This window comes from Jezberella sp. (assembly GCF_964834465.1).
This window is the reverse complement of the sequence record NZ_CBAZRM010000022.1, coordinates 1-23554: the sequence shown is the minus strand read 5'-3', so window position 1 is coordinate 23554 and position 23554 is coordinate 1. Positions and strand designations below refer to the sequence as shown.

Here is a 23554-nt window from a genome sequence, read left to right as displayed (position 1 = left end):
GTCGACGCCGTAAACGCGCTTGCGCTCACGCTGCCGTCTTTGCCGACGACAATGCCATTCGGATTAACCAGCACCACCTGACCGTTCGAGCTCAGCTGGCCCATGATCTGGCTGGGGCTATTGCCTGTCACCCGATCCAGTTGCACGCTCTTGGCGCTAGGTTGAACAATATTGACCTTCGCACCAGCGCCGATATCGAAGCTGGTGAAATTGACGACAGCAAGATCTGTCGTCTGCGTCAGCGTTAACGTGTTGCCTGATTTATTAAACGAGACTTTACCCTGAGATACCGAGCCGCCTTTGGGCAACGCATTGGGCGCTGGCGCGGCCCCCCAAGCACTCATGACAATGGCAAATGACGTGGCCACTGCACCGCAAATATCTCTGGCGAGCGTGAGGCTTGTACCTAGGGCGCTAGACCCATTGCGATTTCGTCCAGCGGGCGAAACATTTGATGCGGTTTCGCAGACGACGATATAGCGGTTGCAGCTTCTTGAGAAGATGACTTTGTGCGAATTTTTGTTCATGTGCTCGCCCCTATTCGTTGCTACAAAACTACGTGATTAATCTGAAATCTAACGACTGCAGTAGTTCCCGTTAGTGGTGATCGATCCGTCAGCACTCAGCTTCTGGGCGACTACCTAATAGACACTTATCCCTAAGAGGATCTTGTCTTATGGACTATATGAGCTTATTGGCCAAGCGCATACGGCAAAATAAGCAGGCTTTTACATGCCATTTCTCAAATTTCCTTAGATCCATGCTTTTTGGTTATTTATAAAGAATATTTAGCTATATTCTTTTCATCAACGCCGCTTCAAAAGCGAGGCTGCAACTGGGGATAGCAACAGACAGAACGAGAGGCAAACGTTCAATCCTGTGTGCTTGCTAGTGAAGAGAGATGGCGAACCGTTTGACCTGCTTCGAAAGTACAGGGTGGCTGACTCTATGTACGGTGGGTGACTGCACGATGCACCATGCCGCGTAAACTAACGATAACAACACTTCCACGATGGCGCTTCGAATGAAAATGCTGGCTTGGTGGAAACTCATCAAAAATCATCCCCTCACCCGCATTGGCCCAGGCTTTGTTACTGGCGTCGCTGACGACGATCCAAGTGGCATTGTCACGTATTCCCAGGCAGGTGCTCAGTTCGGGCTAAACATGCTGTGGACGATGCCACTTGCCTATCCCTTAATGTCGGCCATTCAAGTCTTGTGTGCCCGAATGGGGCGGGTCACTGGGCGCGGTTTGGCATCAAACATAAAAACCATCTTTCCGCCCATTGTGCTCGTCAGCCTTGTTACTCTTTTACTGCTCGCGAATATTTTGAACATTGCCGCTGACTTGGCAGCGATGGGAGAAGTTGCTGCACTGGTCACCGGTCTGAACTGGCATCTCATGACCGCCCTGTTCGTCTTTATCACCTTGATTCTGCAAATTCTGTTGCCCTACCACCGTTATGTGTATTTTTTAAAATGGCTAACCTTATCGCTCTTGGCGTATGCAGCGGTCTTGATCACCGTGCATGTGCCGTGGGATGAAGTTGCCTGGCGTACCTTTTTCCCCTCGTTTGAGCTCAGTGCGAGTGCTGCCGCTGTCGTCGTCGCTATTTTCGGGACAACCATCAGCCCCTATCTGTTCTTTTGGCAAGCGTCCCAAGAAGTCGAGGAGATGAAGCTACATCATCAAGCGCATTTGTTGCTTGAGAGTGACGAATCTGCAAAGTCTGAATTGACCAGAATTAAATGGGATACCTGGGGTGGCATGTTCTACTCGAATCTGGCTGCCTATTTCATCATTCTAGCCACCGCAGTGACCTTGCACACTGCTGGCATCCACGATATCACCACGGCAGCACAAGCCGCCTCTGCGCTCAAACCGCTTGCTGGCGGGTTAGCTTATTGGCTATTTGCAGCCGGCATACTGGGCGTTGGCCTAATCGGTGTCCCGGTGCTGGCAGGGTCGGCGGCCTACGCTGTCGCTGAAGTATTTAATTGGCGCTCTAGCCTTGAAGATAGCCCTACTCAAGCGAAAAAGTTCTACGCCGTGATTGCATGCAGTGTTCTTGTTGCGTTGGGGATTCAATATTCACCGATTAGCCCCATGAAGGCGCTCTTTTGGAGCGCCGTGGTTAACGGGGTTGCCGCCGTCCCCTTGATGGTGGTGATTTTGCTGTTGTCTGCAAAGCCCTCAGTGATGGGGCCCTTTACTGCATCCAAATCTATGCTTATTTTAGGCTGGATCGCCTGCGCCATCATGGGCGCTGCAAGTGTCTGGATGTTTATCGGCTAAGCAAAAAGACAGTACTTTTTAGGCAACGTTGCTTCAATTCATCTCAATACACGCTCGGAGCGATAGCTATTTCAACGCCTTCACCAAGGCATCAAACTGGGCATGAAGCGATCGATCGTGCGGGGTCACTTGGGGTATCGGCTTTGAAATCCCTAACAACTGATAAACAGCCATCTGCGCGACGCGCACGGAAAACTCAACCGTAAAGACCGTGTCTTGCGGAATTTCCACGAACTGGCTGATAAAGGCGAAGTTCTTGGTGTTGGGCGGCACCGGTAGTGGTCTATCGCCCAAGGCGCGGGGCATGAACATGCTGGTGATATAAGGCATGCGGCACGGGATACAGTTGGCGTGTGTGACCGTTTCTGGATCGAAGCGTAGATGGCCGCAAAGCTCTTGTAGCAATTGCGCCCCATTGCAATCGGCCATCGCCTTCCGCGCAATGGGCACCCAGATTGTTCAGCGCATCGAGGTCGCCATTATCTGCAGCCACCTGAAACCAGTACACAGCCCGTTGCTTGTCCTGTTCGACCCCACGCCCGTCGTCGTAGGCATTTGCCAAATGGAACTGTGCACTAGCGTCACCCTGTTCTGCTGCCTGAGTTAACCAATAGACGGCTTTCTCAAGATCTTCGTCAACACAGATATCTTCAAAGCAGCCATCCTCGTAGGCCTCAGCCAGTATCATCTGTGCGTAGACGTCGCCACCCTCTGCTGCTTTCGTATACCAGTAAAATGCCAGCTCGAAATCCTGCTCAACCTCGTCCCCGTCGCGATAAAACGACGCTATCATCGACTGGGCTTGGGTGTGCCCCTGCTCTGCTGCCTTCAGAAACCAGTGAGCAGCGAGTGCATAGTTGATTTCACCGTACTCGCCCTTGCTATACATACGTGCCAGCATGTATTGTGAAAAAGGGTGCTCCTTTTTGGCGGCCGCTTCAAAAAGCTGCCCAGCTTTCGCGAGATCCTTTGCAACGCCATAGCCTGAGTAATATAGCCAGGCTAATTGCCCTGTGGCATCCGCGTCGCCGTCCAACGCTTGTTGTCGTTCAGCTTCAGTAATATTCGAAATTTTCTCTACCGAATCTATCATTTACTTAGTTCCCGACCGTCAAAAAAAACAACACCACTCAGCCCGTATTTCTTAAACCTGCCGAAATGCCGTTAATCGACAGATGGATGCCAAGTCGCACACGCTCATCAGATTGTCCTTCCCGATTACGTCTGATCAATTCAACCTGCAAATGATGCAGCGGATCAATATAAGGAAAGCGATGTCGAATAGAACGAGCCAACGCCGGATTGTTCGCTAAGCGTTGCGTTTCACCTGTGATGAGGGAAATCATTTCGGCTGTTTTTATCCACTCTGCTTCAATCACCGAAAAGATAGTCTGGCGAAGTTCAACATCGCCCACCAGGTCGCTGTAACGCGACGCTAGCGCCAAGTCGCTCTTGGCGAGCACCATATCGATGTTGGACAATAGCGTCTTAAAAAAGGGCCACTCTCGCACCATCTGCTTTAGCAGGGCGAGTGGTTCAGGCTGATCTTGTCGCGTCGGTCGATTCAGAAAAGCTTGAACGGCAGAGCCAAAGCCGAACCAACCAGGCAGCGTCAATCGGCACTGGCCCCAGCTAAAACCCCAGGGGATTGCTCGTAAATCGATTATCTTTTGATTCGCTTTACGAGAGGCCGGCCGAGAACCCAAGTTCAGCTCGGCAATTTCTCGAATGGGGGTTGCTGAAAAAAAGAATTCATCGAAACCAGGTGTCTCATACACCAAGCGTCGATAAGCGGCCATGCTCGTTTGAGAGAGTTGTGCTGCCGCTTCCAGAAAATTATCCGGGATGGTTTTACTCGACGGCAATAGCGTCGCTTCCAAGGTCGCCGCGACCAGCGTTTCTAAATGACGGCGACCAATCTCTGGGTTCGCATATTTAGAGTTAATGATTTCGCCCTGCTCGGTCAAGCGAATTTGACCTCTTACTGTCCCAGACGGTTGAGCCAAAATGGCTTGGTAACTTGGGCCACCGCCCCGCCCGACAGTACCGCCTCGTCCATGAAACATTCTTAAGCGCATGCCATGACTCACGGCTAGCCCATCAAACACGTCAACTAACGCAATCCCCGCTAGGTAGAGCTCCCAATTGCTAGTGAAGATCCCGCCATCCTTATTGCTATCCGAATAGCCCAACATGATGTCTTGCTCACCACCAGACCGCTGCATCATGTCAGCAATACCAGGCAAGGCGTAAAACTGATGCATGATGGGTGCTGAGTTACGCAAATCCTCAATGGTTTCAAATAGCGGCACAGTGATGAGATCCACCACAGCCTCGTCACTTAACGAGCCGCGCAGCAATCCGACCTCTTTTTGCAGCACCAAGACCTCTAGCAAATCACTGACCGATTCTGTATGGCTGATGATGTAGTGCCGGATCGCCTCTGAGCCGTATATGATTCGCGACTGAAATGCTTCTTCAAAAATAGCTAGCTCTGCAGTGGTGTGGTCAGAATACGCGAAGCGCTGAATACGCAAAGGTCTGGGATCTTTCAATATTTGTAATAACAAGGCCTGCTTGCTCTTTTCGTCAAGATCGACGTAACTGGCTTCTAGCTGCGCCACCGTCAATAATTCAGCAATGACTTTCTCATGTTGATCTGAGCTCTGACGCAGGTCAACTGCTGCCAAATGAAAACCAAACACCTCAACGGCGCGAATCAACGGTTGCAGTCGTTGTTTGGCTAACGCCTCTGCGCGATGACTCAGCAGAGACACCTCAATCACTTTTAAGTCAGCCAAAAAACTCATGGCATCTGGATACGGATTTTGCGGTGCAACCGCATGGCGCGCGGCATCGCCTCCCGTCAAGGTTTTCAAGGTTGCCGCGAGGCGTGCATACATGCCCGTCAATGCGCGTCGATAGGGTTCGTCGATACGATGCGCATTGGTGTCAGGAGAGCTTTCCGCCAGTGCAAGCATGTCGGGCGTAAAGTCAACCAACATTGCCGAAAGCGATAGCTCGCTACCTAAGTAATGTACTTCGGTAAGGTAATGGCGCAAGACAACCTCTGCCTGACGCGTCAACGCAAGCTTAAGCGTTTGAGCATTCACATTGGGATTGCCATCCCGATCACCGCCGATCCATTGACCCATGCGCAAGAACGAGGCGAGCGATTGGTGACCCAGGGCAGCTTCCAGAGACGCGTAAATTTTGGGGATCTCACGCAAAAACGTCGATTCGTAATAACTTAAGGCATTTTCAATTTCGTCTGACACCGTCAGTTTCGAAAAACGCAGTAGCCGAGTCTGCCATAGTTGCATCACCCGAGCGCGGATCCGTTCTTCATTGGCCGCCAGCTCACGCGGTGCTAAGGCATCTTGGTCGATATTGACCGCCGCCGAACGAGCCTTGATTTCATCACGCAGCTGCAATAGCCGCGCAATCTCGCGCTCGGTGCTTAGAATACTTTGGCGCTGTACCTCGGTTGGATGTGCAGTCAGCACGGGCGACACGAAGCTTTGCGACAAACTGAGAGAAATGCCCTCGTCACTGATGCCCGCTGCGCGCAATCGTCGCAGAGCAACCTCAATGCTGCCCTCTTGCGTGTTACCAGCACGCTCATGCATCGCACGTCGCCGGATGTGGTGCTGGTCTTCAGCCAAATTGGCGAGATGACTAAAAAACGTGAACCCGCGAATGACACTGACCGCGTGATCACCTGAAAGGTCTTTTAAGAGCTGCTTTAACGCGCCACCCGCTTGATCGTCGGCGTCACGCCTGAATGAGACCGAAAGCAGACGAATTTTCTCAATCAATTCGTATATCTCGAGCCCCTCTTGTTCGCGGATAACGTCACCCAGCAAACGTCCTAGCAGGCGGATATCTTCGACGAGCGGGCGCTCATTATCGGTAGAAGTCATGTCTCACTCACAGCACGGCCAAATCATCTTCAGCTGCCTTTAAATTGGTGGGATCGTGCCCGCACAAGCCAGGTAGCACGGAACAAAACTCATTCTACACTCGCCCTGCATACGCGTGGCTCGACAGCCAAACTCACAGCTTTAACTCACTGTCTTAACTCGCCGCTTTCACTCATGTAGCGCGATCGCAATTCTCGTTTCAACAATTTACCGCTGGGATTTTTCGGCAAACTATCGGTAAAGATGACATGTTTGGGGCTTTTAAACTTTGCCATCCGCGCATGACAATGTTCAAAAATTTCTGACATGGTCACTGAGTAAGTTGGCTTGATGACAATGATTGCGGTGACCATTTCTATCCATTTCGGATCAGGTAGCCCAATAACAGCGACCTCACTAACGGCAGGGTGCAGGTAAATGATTTCTTCAACTTCTCGACTTGCGACATTTTCACCACCGGTTTTGATCATGTCCTTCTTTCGGTCAACAACACTGATAAACCCTTCGTCATCGATCGTCGCCAAATCACCACTGTGAAACCATCCCCCGGCAAATGCAGCTTCGGTTCGTTCAGGGTCGTTGTAGTACCCCAGCATGAGATGCGGAGAGCGGTGCACAATTTCACCGATTTCACCACCCGGTTTGACATCCCGCATCTGGTCATCAACGACCCGTGTTTCAACATTCAGGACAGCCTTACCGCAGGAACCCAGTTTTCGCAACTGATCGTCAGGGCCAAGCATTGTCGCCACCGGCGCAATTTCTGTTTGACCATAAAGATTCCACAATCTGACACTCGGCAAACGCATGGCGAGTTCTTTGAGGATTTCGACCGGCATGATGGCGGCGCCGTAGTAGCCTTTTGCTAATGCGTTGAGTTTTGTTTCGTCAAAGAGCGGTGATCGTAACAGGGCGATCCAAATCGTCGGCGGTGCAAAAAAGCTATTGACACCATAACGTTCTATTAACGAGATCAGGTTGTCCGGGGTGGGTTTAGCAGTGATGATATTCGTGCTGCCCACATACACGGCTGGCCCAAAAAACGCATCTAGTTGAGCACAGTGATAGAGCGGCATTGAATGCAAGGCTAAATCATGTTCGGTCATTTCAGTATTGAGTGCACAACTTACGTATTGCCACAACACGGCATCGTGGGTGAGTACCGCGCCCTTAGGGGTTGACTCAGTACCGCTGGTATAAACGATCTGGGCGACATCATGGCTTCGATGCACCTGCTCAGGCAATTCACCTTCTGTTTGGCATAGCCGATAAAAGTCGTACATGCCTTCAGTTGCCTGGGTGGCGTGCTCTGACGGAATCCAAATGAACTCTGTGACCTTGGTCTCTAGCTTTGAGGCCGCCACGGCTTTTTCGCTGAATTCTGAATCTGTCACAAAAACCTTCGCATGCGAATGCCGGATGATGTAGGCCACTTCTTCCTGATTGAGCATGAAATTGATCGGGATCAACACCGCCCCCACCCGCGCCAGGGCGAAGCGCATCGCCGCGAATCCGTGAGAGTTTCTCGCCATCAGAGCGACATGCTCACCACAGCCGATGCCAATATTAACGAGACCCAGCGCGAGTCGATCAACCAGCCGATTGAATGCTTGATACGTCCAGCTCGTCTCACCGCAAACAATCGCCAATTTGTTGGGCAGCCGAGAGGCCGTTCGTCGCAGGACGTCGCTAATCGTTTGGCTTCGAACGACCGGTGGCATGGCTGTTTGACTCAAAGATTTTGGTGTCATGTCTGTCATCCTTCTTACACGTTCGAGTAACGATGGCAATCCACCAAGTGGTCATTGACCATCCCAGAGGCCTGCATAAATGCATAACAAATAGTCGAGCCGACGAATTTGAATCCAGCCTTGAGTAGGGCTTTGCTCATTGCGTCTGACGCAGCTGTTTTGGCAGGAACTTCACTCATCGACAGGCGTTTGTTTTTTATCGGATGGTAATCAACGAACTGCCAGACAAAATCACCAAAGGCATGACCGCTTTCTTGAAGCGTTAAATACGCTCTTGCATTTGTCACCGTAGCACTGATCTTTAATTTATTTCTAATAATGCCAGGGTTAGTTAAAAGTTCGAGTACCTTGGCATCTCCGTATTGCGCAATCTTTTCAGGGTTAAAGTCATCGAAGGCTTCGCGGTAATTTTCCCGCTTTTTTAATACTGTCGACCATGACAGCCCAGCCTGAGCACCTTCCAGGATGAGCAATTCAAACAGCGTGCGATCGTCTCGCACCGGCACCCCCCACTCAGTGTCATGATAGTCGCGGTAAAGTTCAAACCCTTCGCACCAGGGGCAACGCTTCATCGGTGTCTCTCTATCGTTATACATAACCTCGGCCGTCGGCAACCCTAGCAAAATGCAAGAACTTCGCGCAAGTACTTCGTCAAAGCTACTGAGGTTTGCACGTCAACGGAACATAAAAAACGGGGGTTCGTTCTTTCGTTTTTTTGTTAATCAAGTAGTGATTTTGTCTTTCGTTAAACACGTAATTTTTGTCTGCATCATCATAAATCTGGTACGGTTGATCCGGTTTGAGAAGGTAGTAATAAAAGTTCTCATCTTCGAACACCCATCTCGAACGGTCATTGAGTTGATCAACCGGGCGTAAAGTTCCCACCGGCTCCGCGCAGAGTGACGTCAGCCTGCGCCCGTCGTAACCCGCCTCGAAAAACCCTCGCCGATCAGCAAATATGGGTCGGTCTGAGTGGAGGCCACCGTTTTCAAAAAACATGGGGCCGTAAACGCTTCCCTCGGTCCCTATTCTATTGATCAGTCTGTTGTCTTTTTCATCAAGCACATAGATTGCATTTTTATCTGCGGCATAAACTGAACCGTCTGCCCGGTGCAACAGAATCTCAAAAGAATCCGGATCGGCGTTCGTGAGTGAGGTTGTGCCTAAAAATACATGGCGAGCATCTCGCCCGAAGGGATGAACCAGGGATCCATCCTGCCCGACGATCTGTTGGTCGGGCCGCAGCACGGGCTCACACATGATGCTGGGAAAAGACTCCGAACTACACAAGGCACCCGCTGTGCCTGAGCAGGTCGGTGAGGCCTTCGTACAGGATAAGGCAAGCGCCTTAAAACTCGCTGCATCTGCATCAACGATGGGTTGGCTTCGAAAATAAACCGCTTGGCCGACGCTGACATGACTAGCGCTTATTTTTTTTACCACCGGGTGTACCTCCTCTTGCAACACCCATTCACCAATATCCATTTTCCATGCGTGGGCATTGTCACGCATAAAGTACTGATCGATCCGTTGCAAGCTTGCTGGATCTGCCAGAGGTACTACTTTGCCCTCCCAATAGACGTGCCGCCGGTCTAGCGCGAGAGACGATTCCGTCAACACGCCATTGGTTGCAAAATAAGGTAGTGTTTTAAAACTCGCTGCATCAGCGTCTTCCACGACAGCGCCTTCATATAAAATGTATTGCTGAAGGGATTGATAACCTCGGTAAGAGAAATCGTTGGCGACCAATGGTTTCAAATCGCTCGCTTGCATACCAGCCGATAGCGTGACGCCAACCACTTGTTTTGCTTCGTAGTAAAGCCGGTCACCACCAATCGCAAACGGTTGATCGGCAAATAAGGGCTTGAACGTTTGTATATTGGGCTGCGGCTCAAGTAAATGATATTTTTTCTCAACGACGGTGGTGCAGCCACCGAAAGCACAACCATTTCGCCCCGAGTAGTGTTCGGTGCGCTCATTCAGAAAATAGACTTTCTTATCTTTCACCCCGTAAAACGCATTGAGTTTCTTCGGCGAAAAGAAAGGGGCATGACAACTATCCGTATTGGCCGTTTGTTGCTCATGTTCAAAATAGGTCTCATGGCACTGGGTACCCGCCTTTGCCGCCAGTGCGAACATCGTTAGGGATACCAAAAGGCACTTGCTCAATAATTTGCGGATCATATATTTTACAAAACGAAGTCCTGCTAGTCATGTTGCTATCACTGATAGGGATCAGTGTTACACATAAAAATAGTTTAATCCGCCTGTCAACGAAGCATACCCGCCAGAAAAGGCATCGCTGCCTCGGGGTCAGATGTTGGTGAAGCATTCGCTTGTGTCGTCAGCCCCGGGAAGTGTTTAAACAAAACGGGTAGATACTTGCTCTTGAACAGGTGGATTGCCTGCACGGCTAACCGAGCGGCGATCTCTTCAAACTCGCCCTCTCTCGCAATCAAGGTCACTTGCCTCTCGGGGGATTGAGCAGGCAAATTTAGGACCGCAACACCTCGCAAGCGGCTCAAGCCTTGAAGCACATGTAACGGCGTCGTGATTGCCCAACCCATCCCACTCGTGACCATCGAACACATCATGTCAGCGTTATCAACCTCAATGCGGCGACCTTCCTGTATTTTTTGGCTCTTCATATAGCGCTCGATCATTGCACCCGTCGTTGATCGGCTGCTATAACGAATAAAGGGAAGTTTGCTGGCTATTTCTTGCAGTTGGATTTTATTGAGCAGCCTTATTCCGGTTTCGGGCACCAAAACAACAAAGTTTTCTTTCAACAAAGGATAGCGTGCCAAGCCATCGTGTTCATCAAGCACATCCGCAGAAACGATGATGTCTACTCGTCGTTCAAGTAAATCGTTCACGTGTGTCGGTGTTAAGCCTTGCGAAATGAACAAATCCGTACACAGGTTGCCCGCGTAGCTGGCTAGGTCTGCGCCAAGCGTATTGGCAAAAGAGTCGATCATTGCAATACGGATGGTCGAAGTGCGTTGCCGATTCGCAATCAGCTTAGGCAAGGCTGTCAACTCACCCAAAATACGTGCAGCGTGACGAGCGAGTTCGCGCCCCGGTTCGCTCACTTTGAGAGGCCGGGTGCTGCGATCAAACAAGGGGCAACCCAGAGACAATTCTGCAGTCGCGATGAGTTGTGAGATGGCTGACTGAGTGCGGCTCAATCTTTTGGCCGCGAGTGACATGCTGCCCGTTGCTGCAACGGCATGAACAGCCTCGAGGCAAGCGATCGAGAGTGCTTGATTGCTGTTCTTGGCACCGGCGCTTTTGGACCCCGCTATCTGCTTCTTCATCTCTTGCGACTCACAAAAATTTCGGTTGGAAGCGGTCTCAGTATTAGTTCAAATAATACTATTGATTCCTAAAAATGATTTTCGTTGACACGCTTTTGTCATCTCAACAACACTGGTGTCATGAAATATTCAATATTCTCATTACTGAAGCAAGCCAGTCGTAGCCAACAAGATTGGCCGATGGCTTGGCGCAACCCTGAGCCCAAGAAATCCTACGACGTGATCATTATCGGTGGTGGCGGACACGGGTTGGCGACCGCCTTTTATCTTGCAAAGAATCACGGTATTAGAAATGTTGCCGTGCTCGAAAAAGGCTGGCTGGGGGGGGGCAATACTGGTCGTAATACGACGATTGTTCGATCCAACTACATGCCCGATGAAAATGCACACTTGTATGAATGGTCATTGAAGCTCTGGCACCAGCTTTCTCAAGAGCTTAATTACAACGTGATGTTCAGCCCGCGCGGTGTCTTGAATCTGGCGCACACCGAAGGCCAGCGCGATCAACTCTTTAGACGTGGCAACCGCATGCGGCTAAACGGTATTGATGCCGAGTGGATGACGCGTGAAGAGATTGCCCGATTCGTCCCCCATCTCGATTGCTCTGACCAGACTCGTTTTCCCATCATCGGGGGATTGATGCAGCGCAGAGGTGGCACGGCGAGGCACGACGCGGTGGCATGGGGGTTTGCACGAGCAGCCTCTGCACTGGGCGTCGATATTTTTCAGAATTGCGAAGTGACGGGCATGCGTCAAGCGTCGAATCGAGTCACCGAGCTTCATACCTCGAAAGGCGTGTTTCGAGCAGATAAAGTCGGCATCGCCGTCGCAGGCAATAGTAGTCGGGTCGCTCAGATGGCAGGTTTGACATTGCCGATTGAGACGCACGTTTTGCAGGCCTTTGTTTCTGAACCTCTCAAGCCTGTGATTGATACGGTTGTGACCTACGGCGCAGGGCACTTTTACATAAGCCAATCTGATAAAGGCGAAATGGTCATGGGCGGGGACTTAGACTTCTACCCCAGCTACGGTCAGAAAGGGAATTTACCGATCGTCGAGGAGGCGGTTGCCGCCGGCATGCAGATGTTTCCAATGTTGTCGCGCGTTCGAATGATGCGTCAGTGGGGCGGGGTCATGGATATGTCAATGGATGGCAGTCCGATTATTGCTAAGACGCCGATCGACAATCTCTACCTGAATGCGGGCTGGTGTTACGGCGGATTCAAAGCCACCCCTGGCTCTGGATGGCTATTTGCCCATACGATCGCCCACGATGCGCCTCACGAGTTCAATCAAGGTCACTCCCTTGAGCGATTTAAAACCGGCCGTGTCATTGATGACAAAGGGGCTGGACCAACACCCCAATGGCACTGATGAAGGGGATCCCACCATGCAACTATTCAAATGCCCGTTTTGTGGCTCACGAGACCAAACTGAGTTCACTCATGTTCGCGAGGCAGATGATATGCCTGCGCTCACCGATGGGCAGGATGCCTGGTATCACTACGTGTACGACAGACAGAATCCCAGGGGCAAACATGCCGAGTGGTGGCATCATCAATTCGGCTGTCGGCAAATGCTATTGATCACGCGCGATACGATGACTCACGAAGTCACGTCTGTAACAGCCGCCCGTCAACTGGCGGGGACAACATGACGTTGCAAATTGAGCGTCTTGTGTCTGGCGGGCGGATTGACCGCACTAAACCGCTGAACTTCATCTTTGATGGCAAAGCTTATGTCGGCTATCAGGGCGATACGTTAGCCTCGGCGCTGCTGGCTAATGGTGTGCGTCTCGTCGGCCGCAGTTTTAAATATCACCGCCGGCGCGGCGTTTACTCTGCAGGCCCCGAAGAGCCCAATGCCTTGGTTCAGCTGAGGATGGGTGACCGCACTGAACCCAACACTCGGGCAACCATGATTGAGCTCTTCGAGGGCCTCGTCGCCACGAGTCAGAACCGGTGGCCCTCGCTCGTCTTCGATTTGCAATCGATCAATCAGTGGTTTGCCTCGGTGATCCCTGCGGGTTTTTACTATAAAACCTTCATGTGGCCAGCGAAGTTCTGGATGTTTTATGAAAAAATCATCAGGCACGCAGCAGGCTTGGGGCATGCACCCAAAGTAACCGATCCCGATCACTATGCCTACGAGTACGCCCATTGCGACGTGCTGGTGGTCGGCAGTGGTCCAGCGGGATTGGCTGCAGCCCGAAAACTGGCAGAGACGGGCCTGCAAGTTGTGCTGGCCGATGAGCGTGCCGAATTAGGAGGCAGTTGTTTGTGGACACGTCATTCGATTGATGGTGTTGCTGCAAGCGACTGGGCACAGAGTCAAATCGCGGCGCTGGCCGCACGACCGAATGTCAGGCTACTCGCCCGAAGCACTGTTTTTGGTTGCTACGACCACGGTTTGCTCACGATTGCAGAGCGAGTGACTGATCACCTTGCAACGCCGCCATCGCATCTGCCTCGCCAACGTCTTATCCACCTACGTACAAAAAAAGTCATTCTTGCGAGTGGCACAATCGAAAGGCCGCTGGTGTTTGCCGATAACGACAAACCAGGTGTCATGCTCGCCAACGCCCTGCAAATCTACATCAAGCAATACGCGACGGCGCCGGGCCGAAACGTGGTCGTTTTCACCAATAACGACAGCGCCTATCAAGCTGCGTTCGCCGCAGTCGAGGCTGGTCTCAAAGATGTGACGATGATTGATTCACGGCAATCTGTCAGTCACCTGCTGACAAAGGAGTGTCGCCAAAAAGGGATTGTCATTAAAACCGACCATGTCGTGGTGGCAGTCGCCGGCCAAGCAGTCACTTCAGCGACGATACAACGCAAGGACGGGGGCGGCCCTACCGAGACCATTGCGTGTGACGTCTTAGCACATTCAGGGGGGTGGACACCAACAGTGCACCTATATTCGCAAGCAGGCGGCAAATTGCATTTTAACGAAGCACTATCAAGCTTTGTGCCGCAACATCAGTTACCGAATATGCGAGTGGTGGGTGCGGCAAGTGGCTGCTTTGCCGTCGATGAGGCGATCACGCAAGCTCAGTTGGTCGCTCAGTCCCTTGAGAGAGAACTCAAGGGGCTTACGCTCGATACAGAGCAACCTTACGTCGACATGAACAAGGCTTTGTACACGGATGTTTTACATACCGAGCCCTTGTGGTCGGTAGCGCACGGGAAAGCCAAAGGCAAACGGTTTGTGGATATTCAAGACGATGTGTGTGTCGAGGACATCGAACTTGCGCATCGCGAAAACTTTCGCTCGGTTGAACATCTGAAACGATACACAACGCTTGGCATGGGGACTGATCAGGGCAAAACGTCAAACGTCAACGGCTTGGCGATCATGGCTCAGTTACGGGGAGAGAGTATTCCTGGCGTCGGAACAACAACGTTCAGACCCCCCTACACGCCGGTGGCCCTTGGGTTACTGGCCGGCGACGAAGTCGGCAAACATCTTGCACCGGTGCGTCGTTCACCGGTTCACCACTGGCATGAGGCCCATGGTGGCGTGATGGCAACCGTGGGGCAATGGATGCGACCCAAGGTCTATCAGCAACCCAATGAGAGCTTTGAGCAAGCGTGGCGTCGAGAGAGCTTGGCGGTTCGTCACGGGGTGGGATTGGTTGACGTTGGTACGCTTGGCAAAATTGATGTGCAAGGTCCGGATGCACTCACCTTCTTGCAACGGGTTTATTGCAATAACTTTGCCAATCTCGGGGTGAATAAAGTTCGTTATGGTCTCATGCTGAGGACCGATGGCATTGCCTTAGACGACGGCACTGTCGCACGTCTGGGCGATGATCATTATCTACTGACGACCACCACGGCCAATGCCGCGAAAATTCAAAGTGAATTTGAATACTTGCTTCAAGTGGCATGGCCCGAGCTGAAATGTCACGCAGTCTCGGTCACCGAGCAGTTCGCTCAGTTTGCTCTTGCCGGCCCCAAATCTCGAGAGGTCTTGTCTGCCCTGCTACCAGAGGCCGACGTATCCGATGCTGGCCTGGGTCATCTGGGTATTTTGCAAGCGACCTTAGACGGCATTGCAGTCAAGGTGATGCGCATGAGCTATTCGGGCGAACGAGCGTACGAAATTGCCATCGGGGCGCACTATGGGCTTGCACTGTGGGCTCGTATACTTGAGGTGGGTACACCTTTTGGCATTACCCCTTATGGCACAGAAGCGATGGGTGTCATGCGAATTGAAAAAGGTCACATCGCTGGCAGTGAGTTGGACGGACGAACAACGCCGGCAGATCTGGGGCTGGCTAAGCTGACGCGTAAGGACGGTGAGTTCATAGGTGCTGCACTGCTTAATCGTTGCGCATTGGTTGATCCATCACGGCCTCGCTTGATGGGTTTCGTACCGGTCGACGGCCACACAACGATCCGCGCCGGCAGTCATCTCGTGGCGACAGAAAGTGAAGCCCGCATGGCCGTTGTCCCGCACAAACAGGGTTTCATCAGTTGTTCAACCCCTAGTCCGTTTTTGGGTCATCCAATCGCGCTGGGTTTCGTTGAAAATGGGGCCTCAAGAATTGGTCAAGAGTTAGTGGCCGCTTCGCCGCTATCAAACGAATTTGTCCGTGTGCGTATTGTTCATCCCGTCTTTGTGGATCCCGATAATATGAGACTGAAGGGTTGACAATGCTAGCTAAACATTCCGCCCTGAGTCCAGTGCTCGAACAGCTACAGTCGCGTGGCCATCACCTGCAGTGGCCTGATCCACCGAGCGTGGTTTTGCGTGAAAAACATTGCTCGGTGATCTATCAAGTATCCGCGTTCAACGGCATGCAATCAAAGGTCGAAGCGGCACTCAGTGAGTTGCTTGGATTAGAGGCCCCTGCTGCACTCAGGATGACGCTTAGGGAAGACCTGACTTGGCGCGCTCTGGGAGAAGGCGTATGGTTGATGACAAGTCAGGGTCAAGCGATGCCACCGTGGGAGGCATTCAGGGATCACTTGAGCGGTGTGGCAACCGTGGTTGATCTCAGCCACGCCAGAACAGTCATAGAAATTAGTGGCAACTCTGCCGTTGCAACGCTTGCCAAAGGGTGTAGCCTGAATTTGCATGACAGCGTCTTTCAAACGGGATCCTGCACCAATACCCGTTACGGAAAACTAGGCGTCTGCGTGAGCCGCTTTGAGGACCAACCCGGTTTTGAGTTGCTGGTCTTCAGAGGGTTTGCACAGCATTTATTTGAGTCACTGTTTCACGCGGCATCTGAATTTGGCGTCACCATTGATCGTTAGAGGTTTGTTGTAAAACGTGCTGCATTTTTGAGTTGTTGAACCAACTACACATAAGAGGAATTCGAATGACTAATCACCGGATTGCGTACTGGAAGTCTTGTTTGCTGCTTGCTGCAATGACCTTGTTGACGGTTGGTAGCGCCTCAGCTCAGGTTGACACCCTTGCCACCATTAAACAGAAGGGCGTTTTGGTGGTCGGCGTAAAAGCTGACTACAAGCCCTATGGTTACACCGATCCCTCAGGTCAAATCATTGGATTCGAGGTCGACTTGGCCAATGACCTTGCCAAGCGCCTGGGCGTCAAGCTTGAATTGGTACCCGTCGTTGCAGCGAACCGCATGGAGTTCGTCAAGCAAGGTCGTACCGACCTCATGATTGCGACAATGGCCTACAAACCAGATCGTGCTGAAGTCGTCGGCATCCCTGAACCCTACTACTACGCGAGTGCAGCGACAGTCTTCGCAAAAAAGGATAGCGGTCTCAAAGCTTGGGCAGATCTCAAAGACAAGTCCATCTGTGGCATACAAGGTGCCTACTACAACCGTCGTGCTGGCGAAGAGTTTGGTGCCAAGATGCTGGTTTTCAAGGGAGTCCCGGAGGTTTTGTCGGCACTGCAAGCTGGCAATTGCATGGGCTTCGTCTTTGATTCAACCTTTTTCGCAGGCTTAGAATCAGACCCCAAGTGGGCAGGCTGGGGCGTCATGTTGCCCCCCATCGATCCTGAGCCTTGGGGCATGGCCGTCAAAAAAGAAGATACCAAGTTTGCTGCTTTTATCAGCGACACCACTAAGGAATGGCACAAAACGGGCTATTTGCTCGGTTTGGAAAAGAAATGGAACATCGCACCCGCGCCATTCTTGGCTGAGCAGCATCAGAAGTTCAAATAAACACCGCGCCTGAGACACCACGTGATGAATGACGTGTCAGCGTGGTTCAAGTGGTTGAGTCACACGAGCGGTATCAAGCTGACCATCTTCTATGACAGCTATGACCGCTCGCGTTGGTTCACAGGCCTGGTCAACACACTTGAACTATCGGCAATCTGTTTGGTGCTGAGTTTGTTGCTCGGGGCCTGTGTCGCGTGGTGGAATCGATCACGTTTTGCCTTGGTCAGATACCTGGTCGGATCCTACGTTCAATTATTTCGAAACACCCCCCCTCTCGCGCAGATTTATTTCTTCTACTTCGCCATCAGCCCGTTGTTGCCAAAAGTGGGGGGACAGCCTTTGCTAGGATCCATGGGCTGGGCAATCGTGTCACTCACCTTACTCGAAACCGCGTTCACGTCCGAGATTTTTCGGGCAGGTATCGAGGCGGTTCCAAAATCAATGATTGAGGCGGCAGAATCGCTGGGCTATTCAAAGCTGCAGATTTTTATCGACATTGTTTTGCCGCTTGCGTTTCGTTTTACCCTACCTGCAATCAACAATAATCTCGTCAACTTGGTGAAAACGACCACGTTAGCCTATGCGATTGCGGCGCCCGAATTGCTCTACATGTCTAGCCAAATTTGGTCCGAACAGACCAATGTCGCCGACATGATGTGCATGCTGCTTTTGACTTATGTGGCGATTATCGCTGTCATTAACGTTGTGATGCGGTCGCTCGAACGACGTTTGCGGATACCGGGGTTCGGCCAATGAGTCAACCCTCTGTTGTCGAGTTATTGCTTAAATGGACCCCCATGTTGGCTCAGGGTTTTGCGTTCAATCTGCTCATCAGCATTTGCGCCATGGCTCTGGGCACTGCTGCTGGCCTATTTCTAGGTTTCGGCGGGGTGTCGACATCCCCTTGGCTTAAACAACTGTCGGGCCTTGCTGTCCAGTTTTTTCGCAATGCACCGTGGCTCGTCTTGCTATTCTTTGTGATGCTTTTGATGCCCTTTGAGTTAAGCATTGGTCCGTGGGTGTTGCCGTTTCCGGACTGGATCAAGTCAACGCTTGGATTGGCACTGCCAGTGATGGCCAATGTGGCAGAAATTGTCAGAGGGGCTGTCGAGTCGATTCCGAGTGCCCAGTGGGATGCTGCTCGTTCTCTGGCGTTCAATCGCCGACAAACGCTGTGGGAGATCATCATCCCACAATGCATCAAACGCATGCTACCTGCCTGGATGAATTGGTATGCCATACTGACGATGGCGACCACCTTGACGTCTATCGTTGGTGTCAATGAGGTGATGACGACGGTTGGTCGCATCACCGCAGCAGAGCAGCGCGCCGACCTACTGATACCGATTTACCTCTATGTGCTGCTTTGGTTCTTTTTATATTGTTACCCGATATCGCTCTGGACCAAGCGTCTTGAGCTTCGTTATAGAGAGCGTTGACGATCACCCATGTTGAGCCTAGAAGATTTTTTATCCCACCACCAGTTGATGTTCGAACGCCACGAGCACCCCGCCGTCATGACTGTCGAAGAGTCAGCGCGGCTCGTCCCAGCGCTGCCGGGCGGCAAGACCAAAAACCTGTTTTTGCGGGATAAGAAAGCCACGCGACATTTTCTCGTCACCGTGGAGGCACACAAGGCCGTTGATCTACTACGGTTAAGTGATGTCTTAGAATGTTCGCGCTTAAGCTTTGGTTCTCCTGACAGGCTGATGGCACATCTGGGCGTCACACCTGGGTCAGTAAGCTTGCTCACGCTATACCGCGATACCGAACAGCGAGTAGCGTTCGTGATTGATCAGTGTCTATGGGATGATGAAGCAGTTCAAGCGCACCCGATGATCAATACCGCAACCATGGTGGTGCCACATGCAGGGCTCGAGCAGTTTCTGGCGATCACCGGTCACGAACCCATTGTGCTTGATGTCCCACAAATATCGACTGACTCAACGGACTCATCCCTATGACTTCGACTGATCTAGCGCCAGTTGCAGTCCACGTCGAGGATGTCTATAAATCCTTTGGCAAAGTAGCAGTCCTTAGTGGTATGACCATGACCGTCAATTCGGGAGAGGCCGTTTGTCTCATCGGCCCCTCAGGGTCAGGCAAGTCGACCTTGTTACGTTGTATCAATGGTCTGATCGATGTCGACGCAGGCAGGATTCAAGTTGGCCCGCATCCCGTTCATCAGTTACGTGCCGAAAAAGATAAGTTGGCCTTGAGGCGAGATGTCTCTATTGTGTTTCAACAGTACAACCTGTTTCCGCACCGTACCGCGTTGCAAAATATCATGATGGCGCCCATCAAGGTGCTTGGGCAAGACCCGAAAGAGGTCGAAGAAAGGGCCAGCGCCTTATTAAAAAAAGTTCGTCTCGAGGGTAAAGAAAACAGCTATCCGGGTGAACTGTCGGGCGGCCAACAGCAACGTGTTGCTATCGCTCGCGCTTTAGCCATGCAGCCTTCGGTGATGTTATTTGATGAAGTCACTGCAGCGCTCGACCCTGAAACGCGTAAAGAGGTTCTCATCACCATCCGGCAACTGGTCGAAGAAGGGATGACGTCTATACTGGTCACCCACGAAATGGGGTTTGCCCGAGAAATCGCCGATCAGGTGTATTTCACCGACAAAGGGGTAATCGTAGAACACGGTTCACCCGAGCAAGTGTTTGATCAACCCCAGGCTCAACGCACCCGAGACTTTCTTGAGCAGGTGCTTTAGTTACGTTTCTTTTCATCACCCCGACCCCTAAGGCCTTCTGATGAGTATTGCGCAATTCACCAAATTGACTCTCGAGCGTCGTGGGGTTCACTATGCTTGGGTCATCGCACTCGTGACCTTCTTCGTCATGTTGACGACCTCGGCTGCGCTGGGGATGCCCGGTGCTATGTTGCTTCCGCTCAGCAAAGAATTCGGATGGAACATCGAACAAATTTCTAGCGTTTTCGCCGTGCGTTTCGCGCTCTTTGGCCTACTAGGGCCATTAGCCGCCACCTTCATCCTGCGATTTGGTTTGCGCCGTATCATGCTGACCGCCTTAACGTTGATCGCTTGCGCCATGGCATTAGCCACGTTGGTCAGTCAACTGTGGCAACTATTTTTGTTATGGGGCATTGTGCTGGGGGTTGGTACCGGTCTGACGGCGTTGGTTCTAGGCGCTATGGTTGCCAGTCGCTGGTTCACCAGTAATCGCGGCCTTGTGGTTGGGTTGTTTGCTGCCAGCATCGCAACAGGCCAGCTCTTGTTTCTGCCTGTTGCGGCCTGGATCATTGATCACTTTGGTTGGCGCCTCGCGGTATTGCCGGTCGTATTCACCTGTCTATGCGCTGGTTTGCTGGTCATCGCCTTTATGCGAGATTATCCGCAAGACGTTGGCTTAACAGCATTAGGCGAACCCGCTGATCAAGCAGAACAAAAGGCGCCGGCTAGGGCACCGCTTAACTTCATGGCACCTTTTACTTTGCTCGCCGAAGTTTCTGGCAACAAGACATTCTGGATGCTTGCGGGTAGCTTTTTCATCTGTGGTCTGAGCACCAACGGCTTGATACAGACACATTTCATTTCTCTTTGTGCCGATTTCGGTTTAGCGGCTGTGCCTGCAGCGTCTGTGCTGGCCATGATGGGCGTCTTCGATCTGGTGGGCACCACGCTATCGGGTTACTTATCTGACCGATACGACAATCGAAAACTTTTGTTTTTCTATTATGGGTTAAGAGGGTTATCGCTTTTTTGGTTGCCGTTTTCGACGTTCACGATCTACGGTCTATCGCTCTTTGCGATGTTCTATGGGCTTGACTGGATAGCGACGGTGCCACCCACTGTCAAACTGACCGCACAAACATTTGGTAAAGAGAGGGCAGGCGCAGTGTTTGGTTGGATCTTTGCCGCGCATCAGCTGGGCGCTGCAACAGCCGCCTATGGTGGCGGGCTCACTCGTACGCTGTTGCTCACCTACAGCCCTGCTCTTTTTGTCGCGGGCGGCGCTTGTCTTGTCGCGGCGCTGATGATGATGCGGATAAGGCGGCCACAAGCATAAGTCGTTAAGCGAGGGGACGATTACCACATCGGGTGGCGCCTACCAAACGAGTGGTTCGTGCGACACCTATGAGTCCGGCTATGAGTGCGCGCAAGGGGATGGTGGGGGGGGTGGGGCTGGGGGACAGTGAAAAGCGCAACGCATTGGTAGATGTTGCGCTTTTCACTTCAAATTAATGCTTCGTAGCGTTCAATGTACAGTCTGAGGCAAGTGCACCGTCCGCGCCATCAGGCCAATTAACACCTTTTAACTGAAAGTTACTGGGTGTGGTGATTTCACCCTCCATTTTTAGAGTCCATCTCCAGTTCAAATTCTCTAAAACTGTTGCCACTCTTGTTAATGAGACCTTGTTATCACGCATGGTGATTACAAGCTCAACGGGACCTCGCGGTCCAGTTGTGTAAAAGTGACCCAATCCATTCTGAACTTGGTTGCCATTAAAAACAACCACTTGGGTTCCCCAATCGCCGCGTCGAACCACACACTCAAAATGGAAATCCCAAATGCCGTCGTACTCAGTCGTTCCAGCGAAAGCCATTACAGGCAAGCTCATTGTGATTGCTGTTGCTAATAATTTTTTGAATTTCATACCATTCCTTTGAGATGAATCGCCCCGGCTTTAGTAGACACTCCTGAGCTTATAATTTAGCCCAACAGGAAGCATTATGAGCGGAAAGCGTTATACAGAGCAATTTAAGATTGAAGCAGTCAAACAAGTCACCGATCGCGGTCGCCCGGTCACTGAAGTGGCAGACCGACTCGGTGTCACCAGCCACAGTCTTTATCAGTGGGTAAAGAAATTAAGTATTCCCGAAGCTGAACGGAATGCAGCCAGTACCAAAGACGATGAACTACGTCGCGTAAAGGCGGAACTTAAAAGGGTTACTGAGGAGCGCGATATATTAAAAAAGGCCGCCGCGTACTTTGCCAGGACGTCCGAGTAAAGTACGCGTTTATTCAGGACCACGCTTCGCAATATCCGGTACGCAGACTTTGTCATGTGATGAATGTTCACCCCAGCGGCTACTACGCCTGGCAGGCCACACCTCACTCAGATCGGGACAAGGAAGATCAGCGCTTGCTTGGCCACATCAAGCAGTCATGGCTGGAAAGCGGCTCTGTCTATGGTTATCGCAAGGTCACTGATGATCTGCGAGCGTTGGGCGAGACCTGCGGCAAACACCGCGTTTATCGTTTGATGAACAAAGAGAAGCTGCGCTCACAGACGGGCTATCATCGCCGTCCTGGCAAGCGTGGCGGCAGCGTTGCAGACTTTGCTCCAAACCATTTGCAGCAGCAATTCAAAGTGGCAGAACCGAATCGTGTGTGGGTTACCGACATCACCTACATCCGTACTCATGAAGGTTGGTTGTATCTTGCTGCAGTACTTGATTTATTTTCTCGACAGGTAGTTGGTTGGGCAATGGGCGAGCGGATTGATCGCGAGCTGGCATTGAACGCCTTGCTGATGGCGATCTGGCGTCGGCAGCCCAAAGAAACGGTGATGGTGCATTCAGATCAAGGCAGTCAATTCAGCAGTTATGACTGGCAGGATTTTTTGAAGGCGCACAATCTGACGCAGAGCATGAGCCGTCGTGGGAACTGTCATGACAACGCAGTTGCTGAAAGTTTTTTTCAATTGTTGAAGCGGAAAAGAATTCGTCGCAAGGTGTATCTCACGCGAGACGAAGGTAAGGCTGATGTATTTGATTACATCGAAATGTTCTACAATCCGAGGCGCCGTCACAGCTCTTCCGGACGACTCTCACCAGTGGATTATGAGAAGCAGTATTTTGAGAGGCTCGGCGGTGTCTAGGAATTCCGGGGCGATTCAGTATTAATCACCGACCACGAAAACGATTAGGTTTTAAAACTCCGTACCAAGTGTTTCACCAGTCCTTAAACCGTGTTGCACTTCGTAATTGAAACCGCCTAATTATTCAAAATGAACAATAAAAACATACAACAAGCTGACTTACCTCTATATAGCAAGAACCGTGTGACAAATGCGGGTAAAAAAATTGCTAAGGGTAATGATTCAAATGAAGACTGGCTTGTAATGGAGAACTGGAGAAATAGCCA

The 23554-nt window shown here is 51.5% G+C and carries 20 protein-coding genes and 1 pseudogene; 12 read left to right on the top strand and 9 right to left on the bottom strand.

Features of this window, described 5'->3' with window-relative positions; genetic code table 11:
• Positions 1-527, bottom strand: a 527-nt coding sequence (locus AC1W8Y_RS14155) for a two-partner secretion domain-containing protein (protein ID WP_482015142.1), incomplete at its 3' end; no start/stop codon positions are given.
• A gap of 497 nt (positions 528-1024) precedes the next feature.
• Here AC1W8Y_RS14155 and AC1W8Y_RS14150 point away from each other — a divergent pair.
• Positions 1025-2296 (top strand): NRAMP family divalent metal transporter, encoded by a 1272-nt coding sequence (locus tag AC1W8Y_RS14150; RefSeq protein WP_482015141.1) that lies wholly within the window; start codon positions 1025-1027, stop codon positions 2294-2296.
• Between the two features lie 66 nt (positions 2297-2362).
• Here the strand turns inward: AC1W8Y_RS14150 and AC1W8Y_RS14145 are convergent, their stop codons facing one another.
• The 7 genes and pseudogenes from AC1W8Y_RS14145 to AC1W8Y_RS14115 all read right to left on the bottom strand — a co-directional run bounded on the left by AC1W8Y_RS14145 (position 2363) and on the right by AC1W8Y_RS14115 (position 11287).
• Positions 2363-2725 (bottom strand): oleate hydratase, encoded by a 363-nt coding sequence (locus AC1W8Y_RS14145; protein WP_482015140.1) that lies wholly within the window; start codon positions 2723-2725, stop codon positions 2363-2365.
• A 55-nt stretch (positions 2726-2780) separates the two neighbouring features.
• A pseudogene (locus AC1W8Y_RS14140) lies at positions 2781-3389 on the bottom strand (tetratricopeptide repeat protein); the annotation flags it as partial.
• 37 nt (positions 3390-3426) lie between these two features.
• Positions 3427-6219, bottom strand: coding sequence for a phosphoenolpyruvate carboxylase (ppc, locus tag AC1W8Y_RS14135; RefSeq protein WP_482015139.1), 2793 nt, complete (start codon positions 6217-6219; stop codon positions 3427-3429).
• A gap of 146 nt (positions 6220-6365) precedes the next feature.
• Positions 6366-7970, bottom strand: coding sequence for an acyl-CoA synthetase (locus tag AC1W8Y_RS14130; RefSeq protein WP_482015138.1), 1605 nt, complete (start codon positions 7968-7970; stop codon positions 6366-6368).
• Between the two features lie 14 nt (positions 7971-7984).
• Positions 7985-8542, bottom strand: a complete 558-nt coding sequence (locus AC1W8Y_RS14125) for a DNA-3-methyladenine glycosylase I (protein ID WP_482015137.1) — start codon at positions 8540-8542, stop codon at positions 7985-7987.
• 85 nt (positions 8543-8627) lie between these two features.
• A complete protein-coding gene (locus tag AC1W8Y_RS14120) occupies positions 8628-10139 on the bottom strand; it encodes a DKNYY domain-containing protein (RefSeq protein ID WP_482015136.1) in 1512 nt (503 codons plus the stop codon).
• 101 nt (positions 10140-10240) lie between these two features.
• Positions 10241-11287 carry a LysR family transcriptional regulator gene (locus AC1W8Y_RS14115; RefSeq protein WP_482015135.1) on the bottom strand — a complete coding sequence of 349 codons (1047 nt, stop codon included), beginning with the start codon at positions 11285-11287 and terminating at the stop codon, positions 10241-10243.
• 120 nt (positions 11288-11407) lie between these two features.
• Between AC1W8Y_RS14115 and AC1W8Y_RS14110 the strand changes: the two genes are divergently transcribed.
• The 10 genes from AC1W8Y_RS14110 (at position 11408) to AC1W8Y_RS14065 (ending at position 21472) form a co-directional block, all read left to right on the top strand.
• On the top strand, positions 11408-12661 hold the full coding sequence (locus tag AC1W8Y_RS14110; protein WP_482015134.1) for a sarcosine oxidase subunit beta family protein: 1254 nt from the start codon (positions 11408-11410) through the stop codon (positions 12659-12661).
• Between the two features lie 16 nt (positions 12662-12677).
• Positions 12678-12944 carry a sarcosine oxidase subunit delta gene (locus AC1W8Y_RS14105; protein WP_482015133.1) on the top strand — a complete coding sequence of 89 codons (267 nt, stop codon included), beginning with the start codon at positions 12678-12680 and terminating at the stop codon, positions 12942-12944.
• Positions 12941-15946, top strand: a complete 3006-nt coding sequence (locus AC1W8Y_RS14100; protein ID WP_482015132.1) for a sarcosine oxidase subunit alpha family protein — start codon at positions 12941-12943, stop codon at positions 15944-15946. Before AC1W8Y_RS14105 ends, AC1W8Y_RS14100 begins: the two co-directional genes overlap by 4 nt.
• A 2-nt stretch (positions 15947-15948) precedes the next feature.
• Positions 15949-16554 (top strand): sarcosine oxidase subunit gamma, encoded by a 606-nt coding sequence (locus AC1W8Y_RS14095; RefSeq protein ID WP_482015131.1) that lies wholly within the window; start codon positions 15949-15951, stop codon positions 16552-16554.
• Positions 16555-16619: 65 nt separating this feature from the next.
• A complete protein-coding gene (locus AC1W8Y_RS14090; RefSeq protein WP_482015130.1) occupies positions 16620-17441 on the top strand; it encodes a transporter substrate-binding domain-containing protein in 822 nt (273 codons plus the stop codon).
• A 24-nt stretch (positions 17442-17465) separates the two neighbouring features.
• Entirely contained in the window at positions 17466-18197 is a 732-nt protein-coding gene (locus AC1W8Y_RS14085) for an amino acid ABC transporter permease (RefSeq protein ID WP_482015129.1), read from the top strand.
• Entirely contained in the window at positions 18194-18880 is a 687-nt protein-coding gene (locus AC1W8Y_RS14080; RefSeq protein ID WP_482015128.1) for an amino acid ABC transporter permease, read from the top strand. The genes AC1W8Y_RS14085 and AC1W8Y_RS14080 overlap by 4 nt, the downstream gene beginning before the upstream one ends.
• 9 nt (positions 18881-18889) lie before the next feature.
• Positions 18890-19405: a prolyl-tRNA synthetase associated domain-containing protein gene (locus AC1W8Y_RS14075; RefSeq protein WP_482015127.1), complete on the top strand. Its 516-nt coding sequence runs from the start codon at positions 18890-18892 to the stop codon at positions 19403-19405.
• Entirely contained in the window at positions 19402-20157 is a 756-nt protein-coding gene (locus tag AC1W8Y_RS14070; RefSeq protein ID WP_482015126.1) for an amino acid ABC transporter ATP-binding protein, read from the top strand. The genes AC1W8Y_RS14075 and AC1W8Y_RS14070 overlap by 4 nt, the downstream gene beginning before the upstream one ends.
• Before the next feature lie 40 nt (positions 20158-20197).
• A complete protein-coding gene (locus AC1W8Y_RS14065; RefSeq protein WP_482015125.1) occupies positions 20198-21472 on the top strand; it encodes an MFS transporter in 1275 nt (424 codons plus the stop codon).
• Positions 21473-21644: 172 nt separating this feature from the next.
• Here AC1W8Y_RS14065 and AC1W8Y_RS14060 read toward each other — a convergent pair whose 3' ends face one another.
• Complete coding sequence (locus tag AC1W8Y_RS14060; protein ID WP_482015124.1) at positions 21645-22061, bottom strand: hypothetical protein; 417 nt, start codon at positions 22059-22061, stop codon at positions 21645-21647.
• A gap of 76 nt (positions 22062-22137) precedes the next feature.
• Between AC1W8Y_RS14060 and AC1W8Y_RS14055 the strand changes: the two genes are divergently transcribed.
• Positions 22138-23288 (top strand): IS3 family transposase gene (locus AC1W8Y_RS14055; RefSeq protein ID WP_482015123.1). Its coding sequence is split into 2 segments (ribosomal slippage): positions 22138-22375 and positions 22375-23288, totalling 1152 coding nucleotides; the frame shifts between segments, so codons are not numbered across the junction.
• Positions 23289-23554: the final 266 nt, after the last annotated feature.

What these genes read in the sequence shown, in the direction of transcription:
- AC1W8Y_RS14095 (WP_482015131.1), top strand. Translation starts at nt 15,949, where the DNA reads ATGCTAGCTAAACATTCCGCCCTGAGTCCAGTGCTCGAACAGCTACAG.
- AC1W8Y_RS14130 (WP_482015138.1), bottom strand. Translation starts at nt 7,970, where the DNA reads ATGACACCAAAATCTTTGAGTCAAACAGCCATGCCACCGGTCGTTCGA.
- AC1W8Y_RS14085 (WP_482015129.1), top strand. Translation starts at nt 17,466, where the DNA reads ATGAATGACGTGTCAGCGTGGTTCAAGTGGTTGAGTCACACGAGCGGT.
- AC1W8Y_RS14065 (WP_482015125.1), top strand. Translation starts at nt 20,198, where the DNA reads ATGAGTATTGCGCAATTCACCAAATTGACTCTCGAGCGTCGTGGGGTT.
- AC1W8Y_RS14115 (WP_482015135.1), bottom strand. Translation starts at nt 11,287, where the DNA reads ATGAAGAAGCAGATAGCGGGGTCCAAAAGCGCCGGTGCCAAGAACAGC.
- AC1W8Y_RS14100 (WP_482015132.1), top strand. Translation starts at nt 12,941, where the DNA reads ATGACGTTGCAAATTGAGCGTCTTGTGTCTGGCGGGCGGATTGACCGC.
- AC1W8Y_RS14105 (WP_482015133.1), top strand. Translation starts at nt 12,678, where the DNA reads ATGCAACTATTCAAATGCCCGTTTTGTGGCTCACGAGACCAAACTGAG.
- AC1W8Y_RS14110 (WP_482015134.1), top strand. Translation starts at nt 11,408, where the DNA reads ATGAAATATTCAATATTCTCATTACTGAAGCAAGCCAGTCGTAGCCAA.
- AC1W8Y_RS14060 (WP_482015124.1), bottom strand. Translation starts at nt 22,061, where the DNA reads ATGAAATTCAAAAAATTATTAGCAACAGCAATCACAATGAGCTTGCCT.
- AC1W8Y_RS14150 (WP_482015141.1), top strand. Translation starts at nt 1,025, where the DNA reads ATGAAAATGCTGGCTTGGTGGAAACTCATCAAAAATCATCCCCTCACC.
- ppc (WP_482015139.1), bottom strand. Translation starts at nt 6,219, where the DNA reads ATGACTTCTACCGATAATGAGCGCCCGCTCGTCGAAGATATCCGCCTG.
- AC1W8Y_RS14125 (WP_482015137.1), bottom strand. Translation starts at nt 8,542, where the DNA reads ATGAAGCGTTGCCCCTGGTGCGAAGGGTTTGAACTTTACCGCGACTAT.
- AC1W8Y_RS14090 (WP_482015130.1), top strand. Translation starts at nt 16,620, where the DNA reads ATGACTAATCACCGGATTGCGTACTGGAAGTCTTGTTTGCTGCTTGCT.
- AC1W8Y_RS14075 (WP_482015127.1), top strand. Translation starts at nt 18,890, where the DNA reads ATGTTGAGCCTAGAAGATTTTTTATCCCACCACCAGTTGATGTTCGAA.
- AC1W8Y_RS14070 (WP_482015126.1), top strand. Translation starts at nt 19,402, where the DNA reads ATGACTTCGACTGATCTAGCGCCAGTTGCAGTCCACGTCGAGGATGTC.
- AC1W8Y_RS14080 (WP_482015128.1), top strand. Translation starts at nt 18,194, where the DNA reads ATGAGTCAACCCTCTGTTGTCGAGTTATTGCTTAAATGGACCCCCATG.
- AC1W8Y_RS14145 (WP_482015140.1), bottom strand. Translation starts at nt 2,725, where the DNA reads ATGGCCGATTGCAATGGGGCGCAATTGCTACAAGAGCTTTGCGGCCAT.